Origin of the sequence: Paenibacillus sp. FSL M7-1455, from assembly GCF_038004655.1 — a bacterium.
GTDB lineage: Bacteria > Bacillota > Bacilli > Paenibacillales > Paenibacillaceae > Paenibacillus_AQ > Paenibacillus_AQ cookii.
Genome location: NZ_JBBORO010000001.1, coordinates 3,404,807 through 3,422,827, shown reverse-complemented (window position 1 = coordinate 3,422,827; position 18,021 = coordinate 3,404,807). Strand labels below are relative to the sequence as shown.

18 protein-coding genes are annotated in these 18,021 nt (G+C 52.2%); 15 read left to right on the top strand and 3 right to left on the bottom strand.

Annotated features, from left to right (window positions below):
• The first annotated feature begins 14 nt into the window (after positions 1-14).
• The 12 genes from NYE48_RS15770 (at position 15) to NYE48_RS15715 (ending at position 12,925) form a co-directional block, all read left to right on the top strand.
• Complete coding sequence (locus NYE48_RS15770) at positions 15-1,142, top strand: SAF domain-containing protein (RefSeq protein WP_340999343.1); 1,128 nt, start codon at positions 15-17, stop codon at positions 1,140-1,142.
• A 36-nt stretch (positions 1,143-1,178) separates the two neighbouring features.
• On the top strand, positions 1,179-1,895 hold the full coding sequence (locus tag NYE48_RS15765) for a hypothetical protein (protein ID WP_340999342.1): 717 nt from the start codon (positions 1,179-1,181) through the stop codon (positions 1,893-1,895).
• The gene (locus NYE48_RS15760; protein ID WP_340999340.1) at positions 1,892-2,737 is read left to right on the top strand and encodes a hypothetical protein; all 846 of its coding nucleotides are present in this window, start codon (positions 1,892-1,894) and stop codon (positions 2,735-2,737) included. Before NYE48_RS15765 ends, NYE48_RS15760 begins: the two co-directional genes overlap by 4 nt.
• Complete coding sequence (locus NYE48_RS15755) at positions 2,738-4,648, top strand: ATPase, T2SS/T4P/T4SS family (RefSeq protein ID WP_340999339.1); 1,911 nt, start codon at positions 2,738-2,740, stop codon at positions 4,646-4,648.
• A complete protein-coding gene (locus tag NYE48_RS15750; protein ID WP_340999338.1) occupies positions 4,638-6,713 on the top strand; it encodes a hypothetical protein in 2,076 nt (691 codons plus the stop codon). The genes NYE48_RS15755 and NYE48_RS15750 overlap by 11 nt, the downstream gene beginning before the upstream one ends.
• Positions 6,714-6,727: 14 nt before the next feature.
• Positions 6,728-7,207, top strand: a complete 480-nt coding sequence (locus tag NYE48_RS15745) for an ABC transporter permease (RefSeq protein WP_212948496.1) — start codon at positions 6,728-6,730, stop codon at positions 7,205-7,207.
• Positions 7,208-7,235: 28 nt separating this feature from the next.
• Positions 7,236-7,643, top strand: coding sequence for a hypothetical protein (locus tag NYE48_RS15740; RefSeq protein WP_036711943.1), 408 nt, complete (start codon positions 7,236-7,238; stop codon positions 7,641-7,643).
• Entirely contained in the window at positions 7,640-8,194 is a 555-nt protein-coding gene (locus NYE48_RS15735; protein WP_036711945.1) for a hypothetical protein, read from the top strand. Before NYE48_RS15740 ends, NYE48_RS15735 begins: the two co-directional genes overlap by 4 nt.
• Positions 8,181-9,161: a hypothetical protein gene (locus NYE48_RS15730; RefSeq protein ID WP_340999335.1), complete on the top strand. Its 981-nt coding sequence runs from the start codon at positions 8,181-8,183 to the stop codon at positions 9,159-9,161. Before NYE48_RS15735 ends, NYE48_RS15730 begins: the two co-directional genes overlap by 14 nt.
• A gap of 122 nt (positions 9,162-9,283) precedes the next feature.
• Positions 9,284-10,837: an ABC-F family ATP-binding cassette domain-containing protein gene (locus NYE48_RS15725; RefSeq protein ID WP_036711951.1), complete on the top strand. Its 1,554-nt coding sequence runs from the start codon at positions 9,284-9,286 to the stop codon at positions 10,835-10,837.
• 243 nt (positions 10,838-11,080) lie between these two features.
• Positions 11,081-12,112, top strand: coding sequence for a thiazole biosynthesis adenylyltransferase ThiF (locus NYE48_RS15720; RefSeq protein ID WP_445324004.1), 1,032 nt, complete (start codon positions 11,081-11,083; stop codon positions 12,110-12,112).
• A gap of 117 nt (positions 12,113-12,229) precedes the next feature.
• Complete coding sequence (locus tag NYE48_RS15715) at positions 12,230-12,925, top strand: response regulator transcription factor (protein ID WP_340999333.1); 696 nt, start codon at positions 12,230-12,232, stop codon at positions 12,923-12,925.
• A gap of 28 nt (positions 12,926-12,953) precedes the next feature.
• Here the strand turns inward: NYE48_RS15715 and NYE48_RS15710 are convergent, their stop codons facing one another.
• Both NYE48_RS15710 and NYE48_RS15705 read right to left on the bottom strand, forming a co-directional pair.
• Positions 12,954-13,478, bottom strand: coding sequence for a C40 family peptidase (locus NYE48_RS15710; RefSeq protein WP_212948504.1), 525 nt, complete (start codon positions 13,476-13,478; stop codon positions 12,954-12,956).
• Positions 13,479-13,780: 302 nt separating this feature from the next.
• A complete protein-coding gene (locus tag NYE48_RS15705; RefSeq protein WP_340999332.1) occupies positions 13,781-14,422 on the bottom strand; it encodes a thiamine diphosphokinase in 642 nt (213 codons plus the stop codon).
• A 166-nt stretch (positions 14,423-14,588) separates the two neighbouring features.
• Here NYE48_RS15705 and NYE48_RS15700 point away from each other — a divergent pair, with 166 nt between their 5' ends.
• Positions 14,589-15,254 (top strand): trimeric intracellular cation channel family protein, encoded by a 666-nt coding sequence (locus NYE48_RS15700; RefSeq protein WP_036712015.1) that lies wholly within the window; start codon positions 14,589-14,591, stop codon positions 15,252-15,254.
• A 21-nt stretch (positions 15,255-15,275) separates the two neighbouring features.
• Positions 15,276-15,740 (top strand): low molecular weight protein-tyrosine-phosphatase, encoded by a 465-nt coding sequence (locus tag NYE48_RS15695; RefSeq protein WP_340999331.1) that lies wholly within the window; start codon positions 15,276-15,278, stop codon positions 15,738-15,740.
• 206 nt (positions 15,741-15,946) lie between these two features.
• On the opposite strand, the gene NYE48_RS15690 is transcribed toward NYE48_RS15695, so the two are convergent.
• Positions 15,947-16,678 (bottom strand): alpha/beta hydrolase, encoded by a 732-nt coding sequence (locus NYE48_RS15690; RefSeq protein WP_036711961.1) that lies wholly within the window; start codon positions 16,676-16,678, stop codon positions 15,947-15,949.
• Between the two features lie 257 nt (positions 16,679-16,935).
• Between NYE48_RS15690 and pdhA the strand changes: the two genes are divergently transcribed.
• Positions 16,936-18,003: a pyruvate dehydrogenase (acetyl-transferring) E1 component subunit alpha gene (gene pdhA / locus NYE48_RS15685; protein ID WP_036711962.1), complete on the top strand. Its 1,068-nt coding sequence runs from the start codon at positions 16,936-16,938 to the stop codon at positions 18,001-18,003.
• Positions 18,004-18,021 lie beyond the last annotated feature (18 nt).

The following is an 18,021-nucleotide window of genomic DNA, read 5'->3' as shown; positions in this document are numbered from 1 at the left end:
GGATGATCAAATTCATGTCAAAACTGAGACAGCGAACGAGGCATATGCTTTACGCCGGTTTGGCGGGAGCCTCGGCGGTGGGCATCGTGTTTGCGGCGTACGCCACCGTTAGCGGGATTCGGCACCATGCCAAGGAAAACGAGATCAGGGAAGAGTACCGCAGGCAAATCGCCAAGCTGGAACAAGCGAGGTTGAATGAGGAGAAGCAGATGGTCCCGGCCTGGACGCTTGCGCGGGACGTTGCGGCCGGCGAAGCCGTCACGGCGAAAGACCTTGTGCGCGCCAAGCTGCCCAAAGGAACGGCGCCCGCGAATCTGCTGGAAGGCGGCAGCGGCGACGAAATCAAGATTGCAAAAATCGAGCTGAAAAAGGGGACGCCCCTGACGGAGGCCATGGTTTACGAGGGCCAACCGATCCAAGCGGATCTTCGGAACAAGGAGATTCAGGCCGTCGTATTGCCATCGAATTTGCGCGAGCGCGACGTGGTCGACGTACGCATCCAATTTCCTACGGGACAGGACTACATCATTTTATCCAAAAAGAAAATCGATAAGCTGCTTAGCCCGGCCATGTGGATCCGGTTGACGGAGCAGGAGATATTGGCATTGTCCAGCGCGATGGTGGATGCTTACCTGCATGACGCGAAGCTGTACGCCGTGACTTACGTGGAGCCGGAGATGCAGGAGCGGGCGATTCCGACTTATCCGGTCAACAAGGAGGTGATGAAGCTGATCGCAAGCGACCCGAACATCGTAAACAAAGCGGAACGGAAGCTGTCCGAAGCCATACGCGTTTCCCTGGAACAAGACTTGGAAAAAGCGGTGCAGCAACGGCCAAACGGCAGCTTCGCCGAATCCGAATTCGCTCCCTCAGGCTTGAGCGGAGGCATGTACTCTTCAGGCGGTTCCACGGCATCGGACGTTTCCGGAGCATCGAACGCCGACGGCTTATGGAACGATGCAGCGGCAGCGGCGGCGAACGAACACGCGGGGAATCCCGCTCCGGGAACAACCGGCAAGATCACGGCCCCGGATCCAAACCAAGACAGTTTTTCGCTGGGGGATGTCCAGGAAAACAAACTGCTTGAGCAAAGCATGAATGATCGCCGGGAGGGCAGCGCGGCACCTTCGGATCAACCTTGAGGCTGCCGGCGGACGAAAGAAAGGAGACGGACATCTTTGAATACTTGGATTTTTGCCGGCCTATGCGATAAAAGCGACACCCTGATGCATATTTGCAAATTGCTTGCGTCCGGGGGCAGCAGCGTCCTGTTGGTGGACGCGAGCGAAAAAAGAAGATATCCCTATTTCATTGGCGGATTGGGCGAGAAGTTATGCATCACGGAATTTGCCGGCTTCGACGTTGCATGCGGATTCGGGGATTCGGCCGGTTTGAAAGCCTACTTCCGAAGCCATGGCGGCGCCTTGGAACATTACGACTATGTTCTTTACGATCTGGAACTCCCGGACTTTTGCGCAAAGGAGGATTGGCTGAGCGCTTCCGAACTCGTCTGGGTGACCGATTATGAAGTCTGGACGCTCGAAGAGGGCGGGAAATGGCTGTCGGAAGCGGTCTTGCGTTATTTCGATCCGGGAGTGAGGCCGGAAATGAAGAGGATCATCGTCAGGGCCGTCGAGGAATGGTTCGGCCCTTCCTATTTGGACGGGTACTTCGAACGTCTGCCGGTCCGCTGGAAAGGAGATCCGGTCGTCCTGCCTTGGAACGAGCTGGATTATTCCTTGAAACTCAGAAACGAACATGCGAAGCGAATCCATATGAAGGCACTGACACGCACCTATAAAAAACGGTTGTGCGGCATTTTTGAAACGTTCACGGATTGGGATCGAAAACAAATACAGCGCGCATTGAAGAATGCAGAAAGGAGTCAAGCATGAGTACGATCGCATTTTGGAGCCCGCTTCAGGGCGGCAGCGGAAATTCGGCGCATGCTGCCGCGGCTGCGGCGACGATCGCCATGGATTACCGTTTGAAATTGCTGATGGCGCATGGAGGCATGGCCAAGGAGAGGGTCGAAGGGGCCTTCCCGATGTCCGCCTATGCTTTGGACCATTCGCTTGTTGCTTTTCAGGACCACGGGATGGACGCTTTGGAGAGGTTATGCATGAACCGCAGGCTGACCCGTGAAAATTTGCGGGATTATACGCTGCCCTTGCTCGCCGACCGTTTGGATCTGGTCCAAGGGAACGCCAAGCCCGAAGGCACGATGCCGGGGTATAGGAAAGAGCTGCTTCAGACCATATGCTCGGTGGCGAACCAATGTTACGATCTCGTATTGGTCGACGCCGGATGCGGATGGCCGAAGGAAGGAAGCGGCGACCAAGCGTTGCTCGAAGCATCGGATCTGGTCGTGGTCAGCATGAATCAGGGCATCGAAGGGTTGGATTCGTTTTTCAAGAACGGCGGCTGTCCGCCGATCGTTCGTGAAAAACCCTACATCGTGGTGCTCGGCAGGTACGACAAATACTCCCACTGCACGTTGAATAACGTCAAGCGCAGATTCGGCTACAAGGGCAGCATCCATGGAATACCGTACACGACGGACTTTTTGGATGCGTGGAATATGCGCGGCGTTCTTCCGTTCCTTCAGCGGAGCCGCAGCCTGAACGGCAGACAGCCGGCCGCCGCGTTTCTGGCCAGCATTCGCTCGTTGGCCAAAGACATATTGACGCAGCTCGAAATGACCGCGGCATTGAAGCTCGTGGAAAGGGGGGCGTAAATGGGCTCCGGAATGATCGTCAACATGTTGATGATCGCACTCATCTTGTTGTTCGTTCTCCTGCTCCTCTACGTCAAATGGCTCGATTACCGCCGTCCGCCGGCTGCAAGCCAAACGGAAGGCAAACAGTGCACGATCGAAGCGATGACGGAATTCGTGAAGGAAACGCTGCATGAGCTCACCCACAGGCAGTTGACCGACCTGGGCCTCCACGAGGAGGAGTACAGGCGCAGAATCAATAAACGAAGCGAGCTGCGCAAAGCGCTGAAGGACTGCATTTCAGGCGACGTCCGCGAAAAACAATACGTCAAGCAGTTTATGGCGGATCTCTTGGTCAAAAGCTACGGACTTAACGAAGACCGTATCGAAGACGCCATTCCTTTTGAGGATTTCGGACGGTTGACGCCGCAGGACCAATTCGAAATCATATTTTATTTATATCAAAAGCAGTATGGTCCCGAGGCGTTGTCCGCGCTGTTCGAACATTACGGGCTCGCGGAGCCGCGCACGCTTGAGGGTTATGGGGAACAACCGGTGTTCGCGGTCACGGCGGAAGATATCGAACGGATATTTACGGCGGAATATCGGAGCCTTGCTTTCCAAGAAAAACTGGACATTGTGGTGCAGCGGATTTATCAGCAGTACAAAGGATTTTCGGTCGTGGACGATTTGCGCGATCAGCGCATCGACGGAGTCAGCGGAGGGGTCAGCGGCATTTTGACGGATGACGGACAGCTGGAAGCATACGTCGGGCCGGATTTTCCTTTTCCGCCGCCGTACGTGGACGAATGTCGCAAGCCGATGTCTGCCACGGAAAGCGTATGGGTTTTTTATAGAGGCAAGTCGGTGCACATGTCCTTTCTTTCCTTCGGATCCGAGCTTGAGCTTAAACGGGTTTGCCAAAACATCTATAAGTACAACCACCCCGGCCAGCTCTCGGAATCCAACGGCTACAAAGTGAATGAGATGAAGGACGGGTCCAGGGTGGTCGTCGTTCGGCCGCCGTTTGCGGAATCGTGGGCATTTTTCGTGCGCAAATTCGATATTCCGAACGCTTCCTTGGAGCAATTGATCACGGGGGACAATGCCGAGCTGCCGATCGGTTTGCTTGCATACCTCATGAAAGGAAGCCGGATCACGGCCATTACCGGAGCGCAGGGTTCCGGCAAAACGACGCTCCTGATGGCCATGGTGGAGCATATCGATCCTACATATACGTTGCGCGTGCAAGAAATGGCATTCGAGCTTCATTTAAGAAAGATTTACAGCCGGAGAAACATCCTTTCCTTTCGCGAAACGGAACGGATTACGGGACAAGAGGGACTGGACTTGCAGAAAAAAACCGACGGCACGGTCAATATTTTGGGCGAAGTGGCAAGCGACGAAGTGGCTGCCTGGATGATCCAGATGTCGCAAGTCGCCAGCTTGTTCACCGTGTTTACCCATCATGCCAAGACATTCCGGGATCTCGTGTTTTCACTGCGGAATTCGCTCCTGAAAATCGGGGTGTTTCATCATGAGCGCATCGCCGAGGAACAGGTGGTTCAGGTGATTAACTTTGATGTGCACATGAAACGGGATGCGGACGGCCGGAGGTATATCGAACGGATTACCGAGTGCGTTCCGCTGGAAGATGCCGCGGACCCTGCAGGGAACGACGACGGCGAAGCAGCGACGGTCAAACAAATGCTCAGCCGATTGATCAAGCTCCAAAATGAAGCCCGGCTGAATGAGCATCGGAGGTCGTATATTTCCCGCAATGTCATCGAATACCGGGATGGCCGGTATGTTGCGGCCGATCCCGTTTCGGACCAAAACGTGGGGGAAATGGCGGATCAGATGGGCGCAAGCGATGCTGAAAGTTTCATTGATTTTCTAAACCATCATTGGAGCGGACGTTATGAGTATTAAATCCATTCTGCTAATCGTATTGCTTTCGTCTCTCGTATTGTTTGCCGCAGCGTATGCGGTTTTGGCATGGATCGGCCGCAGACAGCGGCAGGACGTGCATGACGGGTTTTATGGGGAAGCGGGAGGCAAACGCGTCGGTTGGAGGGGGCATTGGAACCGCATCCTGCAACAATCCTACGTTTGGATGGTTCGGGTTCCGTTGCTGTCGGCCTACATCCGAAGGATCAGAAAACGGCTCGCCATTCATGCTTACGATGAATTCCGGTTAAGGCATGAGACGGCGCAAGTGACGTTGGCGGTTTTGGGCTTGTTAAGCCTTTCGGCATGTATTTTATTGCTGCTGAATCCGAGCGTCAGTTTTTTGCTGCTGGTGTTGCTTACGGCAGTGATCCTCAACAGTTTGCTGGTCGATATGTACGTGAACCGTTTGGAGAAGCGGCTTCTCGTCCAAATGGTGGATTTGTTTTCGGAGGTGCGGCATCGTTACCAGCAGCATGAAATGATCGACGAAGCGCTGTATGAGGCGGCGGAAACGGCCGGCTACGAAGCGGCAATCCACACTCGGAGGATCTACGAGGCGTTGAATGCCAAAGAACCTTCGGTGGAACTGGAGAAATATTACGAATCCGCGCCTAACCGTTTCCTAAAGGCGTTTGCAGGCATCTCCTATATGATCATGGAGTTTGGAGACAAGGTGAAGGAGCAGGGCTCCATCTATTTAAAAGGCCTCGGGGGATTAACCAAGGAAATCCATTTGGAGATCCTGCGGCGGGACAAGCTCGACTATCTTTTGAAGGGGTTGAATGTCATCGCCCTTGCCCCGGTGTTTTTTGCCAAACCGATCGAACGCTGGGCACGCGGAAGCTTTCCGGCCATGGACGCCTTTTATACGAGCAAGCTGGGGTACCTGACCAAAATCGTCATTTATGCCGTGATCATCTTATCCTTTGTATTATTGCAGCGCCTGCAGCAGGACAACGAAACCGCATACCGGACCGGGGATCGGAAGAAGTCCTGGGAGCAGTTTCTGTCTTCGTTTCCCGTCGTCCGGGCTATCGCCGCTTTTGTCGCTCCGCGCCCGGCATCGCCGGCTTATGCCAAAATCGTCCGTTTGCTTAGGGAGAGCAGCACCCATCTGCGGTATGAATGGTTTTACGTTCGCAGAATAGCTTTTTTCTGCCTGACCTTTGCCGTAACGATGACCATGATCCTGTTTTTGCATCAATCGGCTAAAAAACAGATCCTGTACGCCCCCGTCCAGGGAACGACCTTTTTCGGCCAACTGTCGAGCGAACAACGGGCGGAAGGGCAGCGGATCAGCGACCGGGACCGGGAGATCATGGAGGAGGTCGGCATGTCTTCTACCGCCACCTACGACGACGTCGCTAGCCGTTGGAGCGTCAAGCAAGAGCATAACGGCATTGGAAGCAAGGATACGATGGTGGCGGACGTGAACCGGATTTTGGCCAAGATCAAAGCTTATCATGCCGAGTATGTCAAATGGTGGGAGCTGCTTGCGTCCCTGTTGGCGGCTTGGACGGGGTACCAATTTCCGCTGTGGCTGCTCTATTTTCAGCGAAAGATCCGCTATATGGACATGCGGCATGAGGTGTACCAGTTTCAAACGGTCATCTCCATGCTTCGGGAAATGGAACGGATATCGGTTGAGGAAATATTGGAATGGATGAACCGATTCGCGATCATTTTCAAAACGCCGATTCAAAGATGCGTGCTGCACTATGATCACGGCGCGGAAATGGCGTTGACCGAGCTGAGGGAGGAGGTCCGATTGACGGAATTCCAAAGATTGGTCGACAAACTGCTTTTGTGCGTGGAGAAAATTCCGATCGCACAGGCCTTCGATGATCTCGACAACGAAATGGCCTTCTATTTCGAACAACGCAAGCAGGAATACGAAAAAATCATAGACACGAAAGCGGCACTCGGAAAGATGCTCGGTTTTGCGCCGATGTATGCCCTTGTTTTTATGTATCTGGTCATACCGTTGATCGCGATGAGCTTTATGCAGATGAATGTTTATTATGAAGAAATCCGAAAAATTTAAGGAGATGATATTCAATGAATAACGCATCCAGCGCGCTGAAGGTGGCCGCAGGCATCTTTTTGACCATTGCACTTATTACCATTGTCGTGATCCTGTTCATTTCGGCCCAGGAAGCGACCAAAACGGCCCAAAACAATTTCTCGGACATCCAGACCGAGCTTTCGCAGGCTTCCTTTACGGTCTATGACGGCACGAGCATCAGCGGCTCGCAGGTAACGAACGCTTTGCGGAAGTTCAGGGACAAGGATCAATTCGGCATCCTGGTCAAAACAGGGAAAAACAGAAACGGCCAATGGTACGGCAACAGCCTGTACATCGGTAACGTGGCGGATGACAAATACGGATCGGTCATCGACATTAACAACCGGGAAGGGGATTTACGGAACACGATGAACGAATCCAGCAACGAATACGTCAATCCGAGCGGGAAGTTCAAAGCCAGCATCATCAAAGACAAATCCAACGTCGTCCGCGGGCTTGTGTTCGAGCAATAATGCGTGACAAAAGGGAGGGAAGGGCACCGTGAACGATAATGTGCAGAATATGATCGGGATAAGCGCCATTCTTGCCCTGTTTCTAAGCGCCTGCTTTCTGGCATTGGGACTGACCAGGCAAATCGACGGGGCTTTGGACGAAGTTTCGGCAGTCGTTTCCGGCCAAAAACGCAGCGTTCATTCTACGTTGACGCTTGCCCGGCCTGACATCTTCAGCGGTTCGCAGGCTTTTTTGGTTACCGTGGATCAGGTTGGAGCGGGAGTCGCCGTCAAGGTCGATGGCGTTCCGGTAGCTTCGGGCGATCCGCTCGAACTGGCCGGAACGGCCGTCTTTCAGCCGGAGGCCAAATACCGGGCCGAATATGCGAGGGATTGGAACGGGCTGTTGAAGGAAATACGTTTTGCAAAATTAAAGCCCGGTGAGGACGTTCTATGAGCAGCGCCGTATCGAAATTCGTTGCCGTATTGTTAGCGGTTGCGCTCCTGTTTGTATATCCGGCGGCGGAAGCGTATCAGAAGCAGGATGACTTGTCTCGGCTGGTCGTTTACAATGCCGTCACGCAGTTCGTAGACGCCGTCAGGAACAAAGGTTATCTTACGCCGGTCATGTACCAGGACTTCCTGCAAGAAATCGAAGCTACGGGCAATGCGTTTGACGTCCAAATGGAGCATTTGCACAAAAAATATACGCCCGTCTATGCCGATGCCGCGAACCCGGATACGTTCCAGAACGATGTGGACGTTTCATACGAAGGATTTTATACGGCGGATATTTTGTCTGTCATCTATCCGGACAATACGCTGCCCAAAGACCACGAGGCCAGAAAGTACAGGATGAACGTTGGCGACTTTTTTAAAGTCACGGTCCGAAACATCAATCGTACGGCAGGGACGATCATGTTGGATTTTGTTTCCGGATCCGTATCCGGGGCCGCTCCCGTGCTCGCATTTCCTTACGGAGGCATGGTGCTCAATGAAGATTACTGATTTTTCAATCGTGTTTGTCCTTATTTTCGTTCCGGCATTTCTGATGAGCGGTTATTCCGTCAAAGATCAGCAGAACGTCCAGTTCCTTGAAACCAAATATGCCGCGGCGCTGCGGACGGCGGTACAAGACGGGGCCAGCGTGCTGAACAAAAACGAAATGCAGGAGTTTGAGGCCGGGTACGGATCCGAAAAGTTTTTCCGGGCCGACAAGGAACAAGCGTTGGCGATGTTTTATAAAAGCTTGTATGCGAATTTGGGGATCGAGGATGATGCGCCGGCACAAGCCGCCTTGGACTATTACATTCCTGCCGTGGTCGTGATCGACTATGACGGATATTACGTATATGCGGACGAAGAATATATCGGCGAGGATAACAAGCCGCGGATCAGGCATGCATGGAGTCCGAAGAAGCCCTACGCTTACGGCGACGCAAGCGGCAATCTCATTCGATTTACCTTGGACAATGAGGTGGAAGTGTATGATCGCGATGCCGGGCAGTGGATCAGGGGGCTGCAAAGAGAAATGGTGGCGACGACCAACGTCCCGCTTCTTGCCCGGTCCGAAACGTTTGAGCAGGTGAAAAAGGCGGCGATCGTCCAAACGATTCAAACCGATTTGGCGAACGTCATTAACCGTCATAACGAATATGCCGCCAAAAACGGCATATCGTACCTGTTCACTTTGCCTTCGATAACGGGCGAGGAGTGGAACAATTCGATTCAGGATATCGGCATGATGGCTTTTATCCAGGGCATTCCGGTCGGACGCGGATATATCAACAATTATGCTCTCGGCGGAGGAAGGCTCGTGAAACGACCCGATCTGTTTGCCGGAACGGATCCTGCGACCGGCATTCGATATTTCGAGCGCGGAAGCTGCCGCAGCGGACTGATCTACGAAGAAACCTTCACGGATGCCAAAGAAGCCGCGGCAAACGGTTATTTTGAAAGAAGCTGCAGGCAGTAACCGTCATTTTTCATCTTTCATGAAAACTCCTTCTTATGATAAAATGGTATCTTGAATGCCTGTAAGTCAGGTAATGAGCAAGCCAAGAACTATTTATCATAGACAGGAGCCAGAACGTATATATGAGCTTATTGACCGTTGAAAATGTTTCCCATAATTTCGGGGAACGCACATTGTTTAAAAATGTTTCCTTTCGCCTCCTGGCAGGCGAGCACGTCGGGCTGGTAGGCGCAAACGGAGTCGGCAAATCGACGCTGATGAATATTTTGACGGGGCAGCTGTTAAAGGACAGCGGAAAGGTGGAATGGACGCCAAAGGTCCGTTACGGCTATCTGGATCAGCACTCCAAGCTGACGCCGGGCAAAACGGTCCGCGACGTATTGAAGGACGCCTTCCTGCCGCTGCTTGAGCTGGAACAGGAAATGATGGAGATCACGAATAAAATGGCAGACGCAACGCCGGAAGAGCTTGAGACGCTGTTGGAGCAAATGGGAGAAATTCAGGAACAGCTTGAAATCGGCGATTTCTACATGATCGACGTCAAAGTCGAAGAAATGGCGAACGGTCTCGGACTGTCGGCCATCGGATTGGACAAGGACGTGTCGGCGCTGAGCGGCGGCCAACGTACCAAGGTTCTATTGGCCAAGCTTTTGCTCGAGAAGCCGACCGTGCTGCTGTTGGACGAACCGACGAACTATTTGGATGTGGAGCATATCGAATGGCTGACCCAATATTTGAAGTCTTATCCGTACGCTTTTATCCTGATTTCCCATGACACGGAATTCATGAACCAGGTCGTCGACGTAATCTATCATTTGGAATTCGCCAAGCTGACAAGGTATTCGGCCAACTACGAGAAGTTTCTGGAGATGGCCGACATCTCGAAGAACCAGCATATCGATGCGTATGAAAAACAGCAGGAGTTCATCAAAAAACAAGAGGACTTCATCCAGCGCAACAAAGCCCGTTATTCGACTTCCGGACGCGCAAAAAGCCGCGAGAAGCAGCTGAACCGCATCGAACGGATCGACAAACCCGAGGAAGCGGCAAAGCCGGTATTCCACTTCAAGGAATCCCGCGCCAGCGGCAAGGTCGTGTTTGAAGGCATCGACTTTGAAATCGGTTATTCCCATCCTCTGCTGCCCAAAATGAGCATGACGATCGAACGCGGCGAAAAAATCGCCATCGTCGGCTGCAACGGCGTCGGGAAATCGACGCTGCTCAAAACGATCCTGGGCAAAATTCCGCCGATCAGCGGCAAAACGTATTTGGGCGATTTCCTCCAACCCGCTTATTTCGAGCAGGAGGTTCGGCCGGGCAACTTGACGCCGATCGATGACGTTTGGAACGAGTTTTCTTCCTTGAACCAGCATGAAGTGCGTGCGCATTTGGCGCGCTGCGGACTGAAAAACGAGCATATTACCCGCCCGATGAACATGCTGAGCGGCGGCGAGCAGGCCAAAGTCCGGTTATGCAAGCTGATGATGCGGGAATCCAACTGGATTTTGTTCGACGAACCGACCAACCATTTGGACGTCGTCGCCAAAGCCGAGCTGAAACGCGCCCTGCAGGAGTATAAAGGCACGATTTTGCTCGTGTCCCACGAGCCGGATTTTTATGAGGATTGGGTGACGAAAATTTGGAACGTGGAAGAATGGTCGCATCAAAGGGTTTGATTCGCTTTCTTCCGATAACGAGCTGCCGTGTTCCCGAAGGGAACGCGGCTTTTTCAAAATATATGCGACGGATGGCATCAACTAACTCATTTTACTGTCCATGACAAAAAGAAGCCTGAGTGATCGTTCTGCCATTTTATTGGAGAAATAAGCAGCAGGCTTGCGTAAGCTCTTTTTTACGACGCCTGCGTGAGAATTTTATTTGCGAATTTTATTACTGAGCCAGTACAGGAGATGAAACATGTGAGCACCGGTAATGACCGTTATTCCAGACAAGAGCGTTTTGCGCCGTTGGGACCCGAGGGCCAGCGGAAGCTGGGGGAGAGCCGCGTTTTGATCATCGGTGCGGGCGCGCTTGGCACGTCGATCGCCGAAACGCTTGCCAGAGCGGGCGTCGGGCGTTTGACGATTGCTGACCGCGATTACGTGGAGTGGAGCAATCTGCAAAGGCAGCAGCTATTTTCCGAACAGGACGCCGAACATAGGCTGCCTAAAGCCGTAGCCGCCAAACAAAGGCTGGAGGCGATCAATTCTTCCGTTCGGATCGACAGCCATGTCATGGACGTCAAGCTTGACGAGCTCGAGTCGCTCATCCAAGGCGTGGATCTGATCATGGACGGAACCGACAACTTCGACACCAGGCTGTTGATCAACGATATTTCCCAAAAATATGAAATCCCGTGGATATACGGGGGATGCGTCGGGAGCTACGGCATCACGTATACCATATTGCCGGGACAGACGCCCTGCTTGAATTGCCTGCTCGGAACGGTGCCGCTCGGAGGAGATACCTGCGATACTGCGGGCATCATTCCTCAAGCGGTACAAGTGGTGACGGCGCATCAAACGGCAGAGGCTTTAAAGCTGCTGAGCGGCCATCCGGAAGCGCTTCGCGATAAGCTGCTTACGTTTGACCTCTGGCGGAATGAACATATGTCCATGGGCGTCAAGCATGCGAGGAAGGCGGACTGCCTTTCCTGCGGCGACCGTCGGACGTATCCATATTTGTCCGCGTCCAACCTGGAAAAAACCGATGTGTTATGCGGGAGGGACACGGTACAAATCCGTCCCGGCCAAAAACAGTCCCTTGACCTGCAGGAAACGGCAAATCGCTTGTCCTCGCTTGGGGAGGGGAAGGTGGAAAGCAACCCGTTCCTCGTTTCTTTTACGACCGGCGACAAACGTCTCGTCGTTTTTTCGGACGGAAGGGCGCTTATTCACGGCACGAAAGACATCGCCGAAGCCAGAACGATATATCACCGGTATTTTGGCTAAGTCCGCCAAACCGGAGGAATCCATAAAAACCATTCCGCGGGGAATGGTTTTTATGATGCGCGGCAACCCTATGGAAAGCGTTCCAAACGGACGACAAGCGGAAATACGGGTGATACGATGAATGAGCGGCTGTTGGCGGTAGGAGAATATTTCGGTCAGAGCGGCATCCTTGAGGCGCTCCGGTCACTAGGATTCGAGATCGAGGCCGTTTCCAGCGAATATGAGGCTTTGCGCCTGATCGGCGAGCATGAAATCGACCTGCTGCTTTTGGACCGGGCCGAATACGCGGGGAGCTCGCTGCCTAAATTGTTGAAAGCCCTGCTCCGGGAGCAGGCGGATCGGCCGTTTCCGATCATCGTTTTCGAGCATCCTTACGACGAGCAAGCGGTTATCGCGGGATTGGAGGCGGGAGCGAACGATGTCGTGCCCCGGACGGTTTCAGCCGAAGAGCTGCTGGCACGAATCCGGAATCTGCTGCGAATATTTCGCATCGAACATGAGCGCAGCCTGAAGAAAGTTACGGTCGGGGATTTGATCATCGACCCCGCCACCCGAACGGTTTCCAGATCGGAGAAGGACATCGAGCTTACCGTAAAGGAATTCGATTTGTTGCTTTATTTGGCGCGGCATGTCAATGAGGTATGTACCCGGGAGGATATTTTAAAAGAGGTATGGGATTATGATTTTAATATGGGCACGAACGTGGTAGACGTATATATCAGGCACCTTCGCACAAAAATGGACAAAGGGTTCCGCAAAAAAATGATTCAGTCGGTGCGCGGGGTCGGTTATATAATAAAAGAAGGCGAGTAAGTTTTCAGCTTACCGCCTTCATTTTATGCTACAATACCCGACGTGCTTTCAGGTACGTTCTTTTCCAGTTGCCGGAATTCAGGTCGGAGACCGTTACGCCGGGGGAACCGTAAGTGTGCAGGATTTTGCCGTTGCCTGCATATACTGCCACGTGCGTTACGTTATGGCCGTTGGCTCTGCTGCCGCTGGAGAAAAATACGAGATCGCCAGGTTTCAGGTTCGACTTGGAAACCGCAACGCCGACTTTGGATTGCTGTACGGACGTACGCGGCAATTTGATTCCATAATGTCCGAAAATATATTTCATGAACGAGGAGCAGTCGAATACGCGCGTTGTGCTTGTGGAAGCTCCGAATTTATAAGGCGTGCCCATGAATTTTTTGCCATAATTAACGATGGCCTGTCCTTTAGAAGAAGAGTAAGAAGAAGCCGTGACGGACTTGGAAGAAGAAGCTTCCGTGACCGATGCTCCCGTTGCCAACATTCCTGTAATGCCTATCGATGCACATAGCCCTACGGCTACTAATTTTTGGAATAGATGTTTTTGGTTCATGTTGTGTTTACCTCCAAATTTCGTTTTCTTTCAGGCTCGATTCCGAGTATAACAGTTTTGTAACATCCTAAAATATGGATGCCATGTCTCAAACCCTTGGGACTCTAAGAAATTTCCTTTTTTATTAAAAAACGATTAAAAGTTACAAAAAATTAAGAAATAGAGTGAAAATGGTTCAGAAAATAAAAAAAACCCTTGATGCGCAAGGGTTTTTTCGAGTCTGTTTTTTGATTGCGAATCCGGCAGACTGTAACCATTTTAAACTCTTTCAATGGCAGCGGACCCATCGAGTTTCCAATCCGCTAGTCATTGCTTTGAATGACGAGCAAAAGACCGCCGGCAATGCTTATTTGTCCGCGCTCTCCGAGAAGGACGTTGCTGATGCCAAGGGATTCTCCCAGCTTGAGCGTGGCGTTGTCGAGCGGATATCGAAAACCTTCGAGCGTAATGCCGGTGACTTCCGGCGTCAGCGGAAGCAGCGATACGTATTTGTAGCCGCGGTCGATTACCTCGAGTTTGGAGCCGGTTAACGTAATGTAATTGTTGCGGTCCATGATGGCGCATTGGATTTGATGCTGAAGCGCCCGGTTCAGCATTTGCACGTTCGCCAGCGTGTGATCCATGCGCGTTCCGGTTCCGCCCATCAGCAAGATGAAACCGGGTTCTTCCCTTGCCGCCATTTCAATGGCCAGTTCCGTATCGGTCAAGTCTTTATCGACGGGATCGCATTCGAAGATGTTTCCGCACTCCGCCCGGACATGCTCCAGTTCCTGCGGAGAAATCGAATCGAAGTCGCCGACGGCCAGATCGGGTTTGATGCCGTGGCGTATCAAAAACAACGCTCCTTTGTCCGCCCCGATGACATAATCCGTCGGTCGAATTTCATCTATGTATTGGGGATACAGATCCCCTCCGGAAAAAATAACTACGCGTTTGTCGTTCATCGGCGTTTCCCCCTAAAATCGATTTTCTCCTACCTTACCGTGCTTCCAGTATAAATGAGGATTTTGCAAAAATCCAAAAAGTGAAAAACAATCTTGCGCAATTCGGCAGGACACGACTACAATAATGGAGACATAGGATAGGGGAGAGGTTAGAGAGAAATTGGACATGCATGCTTTTGAAATATTCAGCATCATCGGCACGATCGCTTTTGCGATGTCGGGGGCTTTTGTGGCCATGGAGGAAGAATACGACATTTTGGGCATCCTGGTGCTGGGGCTTGTCACGGCTTTCGGCGGAGGGGTGATCCGGAACGTGCTGATCGGCGTTCCCGTCACGACGTTATGGAGTCAAGGCCTGCTGATCAAGCTGGCGATTTTGTCGGTCATCGTCGCGTTCCTTCTGCCTCTGGGCTGGATCAGGCATTGGAAGCGGACGGAGGCGTTTTTTGATGCCATCGGCTTATCGGCTTTCGCCATTCAAGGGGCGCTTTATGCCCAGAATATGCATCATCCGCTGTCAGCCGTCATCGTTGCGGCAGTCATGACGGGAATCGGCGGCGGCATTATCCGCGATTTGCTGGCCGGGCGGAAGCCGCTCGTTCTCAAGGATGAAATCTACGCCGTATGGGCAGCCATCGCCGGCGCGGTCATCGGGATGGGCTGGATCCACTCGACGTGGCAGGCGGTGCTTCTGTTTGCGGTGATCGTCCTGCTGCGCATGCTTTCCGTACATTATAAATGGAAGCTGCCGCGGCGTTCGCTTCACATGTCTTCTTCGACCGATCTATCCATACAGGGAAACAAGGGCAAACACAGCCGGAAGACTGCATAACAGAGGAGGCAATTCACAATCATGGTATCCGTATTATTCGTATGTTTGGGCAACATTTGCCGATCGCCGATGGCCGAAGCGGTCATGCGCCACAAGGTCGAGCGGGCCGGGCTTCAACACCTGATCACGGTGGATTCCGCCGGGACGGGGGACTGGCATCTCGGGCAAAGACCGCATCAGGACACGCGCCGTATTCTGGACCAGCACGGGATCGGGCACGAAGGCATCCAAGCCCGCCGCATCGCCAGCCCGGATTTTGAGACTTTTGATTACATGGTATGCATGGACGACAGCAATTTCGAAAACGTAAAAAAGCTTACGGGAGCCAAACCGGAGCTTTTGCTCAAGTTCATGGATCTGCTGCCGGACCACGAGCTTCGGGAAGTGCCGGACCCGTATTACACGGGGAATTTTGAGCAGGTGTACGAAATGATCGACGCAGGTTGCGAGGCGCTTTTGGAAAAGATACGAGCAGAGAAGCTATAATCTTTGATTGAAGAGCAGGAATAAAAATTTTCGTTTTATGAAAAAGCGGCATGTTTGCCGTTTTTTCGGAAAAACAATGAAAACGCAATCATTTTGGAATTGAGAAGAGGAAGGGTTAAAAAAGAAAGTGAACCAAGACCATTGAGCCATAGGCGCCCTTATGTTCCCGGTTCACCTTTTTGATCTACTATTAGGACTGTGCAGGGTTACGCGCGAAGAAAGTACGTCAGCGCATCCGGCAGTTCTTTTTGCCAGAATCCCCAAATATGCTTGCCGTCTTTTTCGGCATACTCCACTTTTGCACCACGATCCAGCAGCAGCTCGCGGGTCTGGCGGTTCAGCTCCACGAAGTTATGGATGCCGTGATCGGTTTCGAATGCCGTTTCCTGCAATCCGACGATCATGTAGATGTCCAGCCAGGACAAGTCGTCCTGGGCCTCGTAAATATCCTGAGAGGCCGGATAATAAGCGCCCGACAGGCTGATGATGCGCCGAAACAGCTCCGGATACCGGACCGCCAGGTGCAAAGAGACGCTGCCCCCGAGGGAATCGCCGGCCAGAACCCGTTCCGAAGGCTCCCTCCGCACGGGATATTTGGCTTCGATGAAGGGAATAATCTCTTCTGCGAAGCAGCGCGTATAGGCGTCGAACCGGCTGCCGAACGGAGCGTACTCTTCGGTGCGGACCGACGTGTCCACATCGACCCCGACGATGATGAACGGCTCCGTGTGGCCGTCCAGAATCAAATGGTTGGCTGTCGTGGCAATGCGTCCAAAGTTAAAAAATTCTTCGCCGTCCTGACAATAGACGACAGGGTAGCTCAGAATTTCATTGTAGCCGGGCGGGAGGTACACGCGCAGATGGCGTGTTTCATTCAAAAAACGGCTTTCGATTTCTTCCTTATGGATCGTTCTTTTCAAATATTTTGAATCCGTCATTCGTGTTCACCCTTCTCGCGGTTGATTTTTCAGCCTGAAAAAAGCGTTGTCATTCGGTTTCCATCATGTGGGAATCTCCACGCTTTTGTCAAATGATTGAAAACTGTTATATTTTTATTGGCACACTGTTATACATACAAAACTCGATATTTTCGAAATTTATCCGCAATTGCTTTGACGAATCGAGTAAAACAGGTGTATAATAATTCTATAACAGCAGAGCCTGATATTCAAATTTTTTTGTTGAGGTGAAGATAATGAGCAAGGTGCCTTATGAAGTGTATACCGAGGAAGTCGAAGCGCTTTCCGTGCTCTCTCCCGAAGGTGAAATCATTAACGAAGATAAAATGCCTAACCTTACTGATGATCAACTTAAAGAAATTATGTACCGCATGGTATTTACCCGCACTTGGGACGACCGCGCCGTTAACTTGGGACGCCAAGGCCGTTTGGGCTTCTACGCGCCGGTATCCGGCCAGGAAGCGACGATGGTCGGCAGCGAATTCGCGCTGGAAAAAGACGACTTCATCTGCCCTGGTTACCGCGATATGCCGCAAATCGTATGGCATGGATTGCCTCTGTACCAAGCTTTCCTGTATTCCCGCGGACATCAGCATGGCGGTCAGATTCCGGAAGGCGTAAACGTATTGATGCCGCAAATCATCATCGGCGCGCAAATCTTGCACGCGATGGGCATCGCGATGGGTTACAAGCTGAAAAAACAAAAACAAGTTGTCATCACTTACACGGGTGACGGCGGTTCTTCCGAAGGCGACTTCTACGAAGGCCTCAACTACGCTGGACGTTACAAACTTCCGGTCATTTTCTTTGTGCAAAACAACGGTTATGCCATTACGACTCCTTTCTCGAAGCAAACGGCTGCATTGTCCATTGCCCATAAAGCGGTGGCGGCAGGCATCCGCGGCGTCAAAGTCGACGGTATGGACGTATTTGCCGTCATCAGCGCTGTCCAGGAAGCGGCGGAACTTGCGCGCAAAGGCGAAGGCGCAACGTTGATCGAAGCCGTAACGTACCGTTACCGTCCGCACTCCTTGTCCGACGATGCGACCAAATACCGCACGAAAGACGAAGAAGGCGAATGGAACGCGAAGGATCCAATCACCCGTCTGGGCAAATACCTGGAGAAAAAAGGACTGTGGTCCGAAGAAGATACGGCTCGCGTTAAAGATGAAGCGAAAGCCAAAGTGAACGAAGAAATCAAAAAAGCGGAACAAACCGAAAAAATGACGGTTCCCGGCCTCATCGACAGCATGTTCGAAACGACGCCGAAACATTTGGAAGAGCAAAAGGCCGATTTCCAATAATCGAAGATCCGCTAGGCT

Coding starts and splice junctions, on each gene's coding strand:
- NYE48_RS15770 (WP_340999343.1), top strand. CDS start 15: ATGTCAAAACTGAGACAGCGAACGAGGCATATGCTTTACGCCGGTTTG.
- NYE48_RS15760 (WP_340999340.1), top strand. CDS start 1,892: ATGAGTACGATCGCATTTTGGAGCCCGCTTCAGGGCGGCAGCGGAAAT.
- NYE48_RS15755 (WP_340999339.1), top strand. CDS start 2,738: ATGGGCTCCGGAATGATCGTCAACATGTTGATGATCGCACTCATCTTG.
- NYE48_RS15750 (WP_340999338.1), top strand. CDS start 4,638: ATGAGTATTAAATCCATTCTGCTAATCGTATTGCTTTCGTCTCTCGTA.
- NYE48_RS15745 (WP_212948496.1), top strand. CDS start 6,728: ATGAATAACGCATCCAGCGCGCTGAAGGTGGCCGCAGGCATCTTTTTG.
- NYE48_RS15735 (WP_036711945.1), top strand. CDS start 7,640: ATGAGCAGCGCCGTATCGAAATTCGTTGCCGTATTGTTAGCGGTTGCG.
- NYE48_RS15730 (WP_340999335.1), top strand. CDS start 8,181: ATGAAGATTACTGATTTTTCAATCGTGTTTGTCCTTATTTTCGTTCCG.
- NYE48_RS15725 (WP_036711951.1), top strand. CDS start 9,284: ATGAGCTTATTGACCGTTGAAAATGTTTCCCATAATTTCGGGGAACGC.
- NYE48_RS15715 (WP_340999333.1), top strand. CDS start 12,230: ATGAATGAGCGGCTGTTGGCGGTAGGAGAATATTTCGGTCAGAGCGGC.
- NYE48_RS15710 (WP_212948504.1), bottom strand. CDS start 13,478: ATGAACCAAAAACATCTATTCCAAAAATTAGTAGCCGTAGGGCTATGT.
- NYE48_RS15705 (WP_340999332.1), bottom strand. CDS start 14,422: ATGAACGACAAACGCGTAGTTATTTTTTCCGGAGGGGATCTGTATCCC.
- NYE48_RS15700 (WP_036712015.1), top strand. CDS start 14,589: ATGCATGCTTTTGAAATATTCAGCATCATCGGCACGATCGCTTTTGCG.
- NYE48_RS15695 (WP_340999331.1), top strand. CDS start 15,276: ATGGTATCCGTATTATTCGTATGTTTGGGCAACATTTGCCGATCGCCG.
- NYE48_RS15690 (WP_036711961.1), bottom strand. CDS start 16,678: ATGACGGATTCAAAATATTTGAAAAGAACGATCCATAAGGAAGAAATC.
- pdhA (WP_036711962.1), top strand. CDS start 16,936: ATGAGCAAGGTGCCTTATGAAGTGTATACCGAGGAAGTCGAAGCGCTT.